The sequence below is a fragment of the Ideonella sp. P3_A4 genome (assembly GCF_056403075.1).
In genome coordinates this window covers 1-2,885 of record NZ_JBFUGE010000705.1, presented here as the reverse complement: position 1 = coordinate 2,885, position 2,885 = coordinate 1, and the positions used below count along the sequence as shown (strand labels likewise).

The window sequence follows — 2,885 nt, the reverse complement described above, 5'->3', positions numbered from 1 at the left end:
AGGCCGGCAAGCACGGCGCATGGCTGACCATCGGGTTGTGGACCGGCTTCACCTTCGTCGGCTACTTCACGCCGATCCGCTCACTCTGGGCCGAGGCCTTCACGCTGGCGTTCGGGCCGTGGGAATGGTTCTGGGTCAACTTCTACGGCCTGGCCACTTACGGCAACGCCGGCTTCCTGCGCGAGCAGGTCTGCAAGTACATGTGCCCGTACGCGCGCTTCCAGAGCGCGATGTTCGACCGCGACACGATGATCGTCACCTACGACGCACAGCGCGGCGATCCGCGTGGCAAGCGGGGGCGCAGCACCGACCTGGCCGAAGCCAAGCTCGGGCACTGCATCGACTGCAACCTGTGCGTGCACGTGTGCCCGGCGGGCATCGACATCCGCGACGGGCTGCAATACGAGTGCATCGCCTGCACGGCTTGCATCGACGCCTGCGACGGTGTGATGGACAAGATGAAGTACCCGCGTGGCCTGATCCGCTACGCGACGCAGAACGGGCTGGACAACGGCATGACGCAGCGCCAGATGGCCAGGCGGGTGTTCAGGCCCCGGGTCATCGTCTATGGCGTGGTGCTGCTGGCCATCTCGGCCGCCTTTGCCGTCAGCCTCTCCTGGCGCCACCCCTTCAAGGTCGACGTGGTGCGCGACCGCGCCACGCTCGCGCGCCTGGTGGGTGAGGGCGAGACCGAGAACCTGTACCGCCTGCAACTGATGAACGCCACCGAGACACCGCAGCGCTACCGCATCGACGTGAAGGGCGTGGCCGGGGCCCGCCTGGTGGGCGAGCCCATGGTCGACGTGGCGGCGGCCCAGGCGCGCTGGGTGACCTTGGCGGTGCGCCTGCCGGCAGATGCCAGCGCTACTCTCGGGTCGGGCGCGCACCCGATCATGTTTTCGATTGCCCCAGCGGCGGCCGGTGAAGCCGCGGTCCAGGAAAAGTCGACCTTCGTCGTTCCCCGTTGAATCGAGGATCCCATGTCGCAAAGCAGCAAGCTTCGAACCGATCTGCCCTGGTGGCGCTTTCCGATCGTCTGGTTGGTGATCGCCGGCCCCGCCGTGGTGGTGGTGGCCAGTTTCGCCACACTCGTGCTCGCAGTGCATGGCGGTGACCAGCCGTTGAACACGGCGTTGCCCAAGACCGGCAACCTGGCGCCCGCCACCCAGGCGCGCAACCATGCCGCAGCGCCGCAGCCTTGAGGTGCCGCGGGCCGGTCCGCTCCCGTTCCACGACCGGGTGCTGATGATCCTGTGGCCGGCCTTCGTGATGGCCGCGGTGCTGGAGGCCCTGGTCTTCGTCGTGGTCGATCCAGCCAGCCTGAACTGGTTTGGCGTCGAGCCGCTGAGCTGGACGACGAGCTCGGTCTACTCGGTCACCTTCCTGATCTTCTGGAGTGTGATTTCGACATCCGGGGCGATCACCCAGTTGCTCCAGACCGAAGGGCGCGAAGCCGACGCCGCCTGACACCCGCGCCGCGGGCGAAAACTTGCGCCACGTCAAGCCTGAGCGGCCGCTCGGCAAGCACCATGCGTGCACGATGATCTGCGAGCCTTTGGTCTGATGGACGGTGCGCTGGTGCTGGCCGGGCTCGCGCTGGGCGTGGCCGCTACGCCCCACTGCGTGGTGATGTGCTCCGCGCCTTGCGCGGCGCTGACCGGCGGTTGCCGGTCCAGCAGCGTCGGCTTTCAACTGGGGCGCTTGCTGAGCTACATGGCCGGCGGTGCAGTCGCCGCCGCCAGCGTGTCAGCGCTCGGCGCCTGGAGCCAGACGATGCCCACGCTGCGCCCGGTCTGGACCTTGCTGCACCTGGCCTTGTTCGGCCTGGGCTTGTGGTGGTTGCTGACCGGCCGGTCCCCGCGCTGGATGCAGCGCACCGGCGTGGTGCCGGTGGTCTTTGCTCACCCGGCTTTGCAGCGCCGGCCTGTGCGTGCCGGTCTCGCCGGTCTGGCGTGGGTTGCATGGCCTTGCGCAGCGCTGCAGAGCGCGCTGCTGTTGTCGGCCCTGGCCAGCAGCCCGCAAGGCGGGGCCTTGGTGATGGGCGCCTTCGCCTTGGCGTCACTGCCGGCGCTGGCAGTCGCCCCGTGGGCCTGGGCCCGATGGCGCGGCTGGCGAGGGGCGGCCGCCGCGCCCCACTGGGCCACTGTCGGTGGTTTGCGGTTGCCCGGCCTGTGCTTGATGGCCAGTTCAGGCTGGGCCCTCACGCACGGCATCTGGCAGCGCTTGGCGGCGTGGTGCGCCTGACTGGCCCCCCTTGAATGCAGGGTGAGCGCGGTTGCGCACCCCTGGCGAGAGTGTCACCATCTGAGGCAAGTTCGAGACACCGTTTCGAACCGCTGTTGTATCGGCGACGTTGGAGGGCGGTATGAAAAATGACATGCCACTTCTGTGCGGCCCGTGGCTTGCCTCGGCACTTCGCAGCTTGGCCGGTCTTCTTGCCTCAGGGCTTGTGTTCGCCGCATCGCTTTGCCACGCTGCCGCGGTCTCGCCGATCGACGTGACCATCTACGCCGACGATGGTTATCCACCTTATTCGTATGGCGAAAACGGCGCGGCGCTTGGCATCTACGCCGACATCCTCAACAAGGCATTCGAGAAAATGCCGCAGTACCACGTGACCCTGGTGCCGGTGCCCTGGAAGCGCGGGCTCAAGCTGCTGGAAACCGGCCAGGGTTTCGCACTCTACCCGCCTTACTTCAGGCCCGAAGAGCGCCCGTACATCCGGTATTCAGAGCCGATTCTGGACGAGCAGGTCGTCGTGTTCTGCAACCGGGCGACGACCGTCAACCGGAGCCTGAAGAATTGGCCGGACGACTATGTGGGCCTGACCATCGGCACCAATGCCGGGTTCCTGCTGGGCGGCAAGGAGTTCGACCGTTATGTGG

The 2,885-nt window shown here is 67.2% G+C and carries 5 protein-coding genes; all 5 read left to right on the top strand.

The window, feature by feature from the left end; all coding sequences use genetic code 11:
* Positions 1–968, top strand: a 968-nt coding sequence (ccoG, locus tag AC1DYI_RS31485) for a cytochrome c oxidase accessory protein CcoG (RefSeq protein ID WP_477208047.1), incomplete at its 5' end; no start/stop codon positions are given.
* Positions 969–980: 12 nt separating this feature from the next.
* Complete coding sequence (locus AC1DYI_RS31480; protein ID WP_477208046.1) at positions 981–1,202, top strand: nitrogen fixation protein FixH; 222 nt, start codon at positions 981–983, stop codon at positions 1,200–1,202.
* The gene (locus AC1DYI_RS31475; RefSeq protein ID WP_477208045.1) at positions 1,180–1,467 is read left to right on the top strand and encodes a hypothetical protein; all 288 of its coding nucleotides are present in this window, start codon (positions 1,180–1,182) and stop codon (positions 1,465–1,467) included. Before AC1DYI_RS31480 ends, AC1DYI_RS31475 begins: the two co-directional genes overlap by 23 nt.
* Before the next feature lie 66 nt (positions 1,468–1,533).
* Positions 1,534–2,244, top strand: coding sequence for an urease accessory protein UreH domain-containing protein (locus tag AC1DYI_RS31470; protein WP_477208044.1), 711 nt, complete (start codon positions 1,534–1,536; stop codon positions 2,242–2,244).
* Between the two features lie 121 nt (positions 2,245–2,365).
* Positions 2,366–2,885 (top strand): substrate-binding periplasmic protein (locus AC1DYI_RS31465; protein WP_477208043.1); only part of this gene is annotated, 520 nt, incomplete at its 3' end.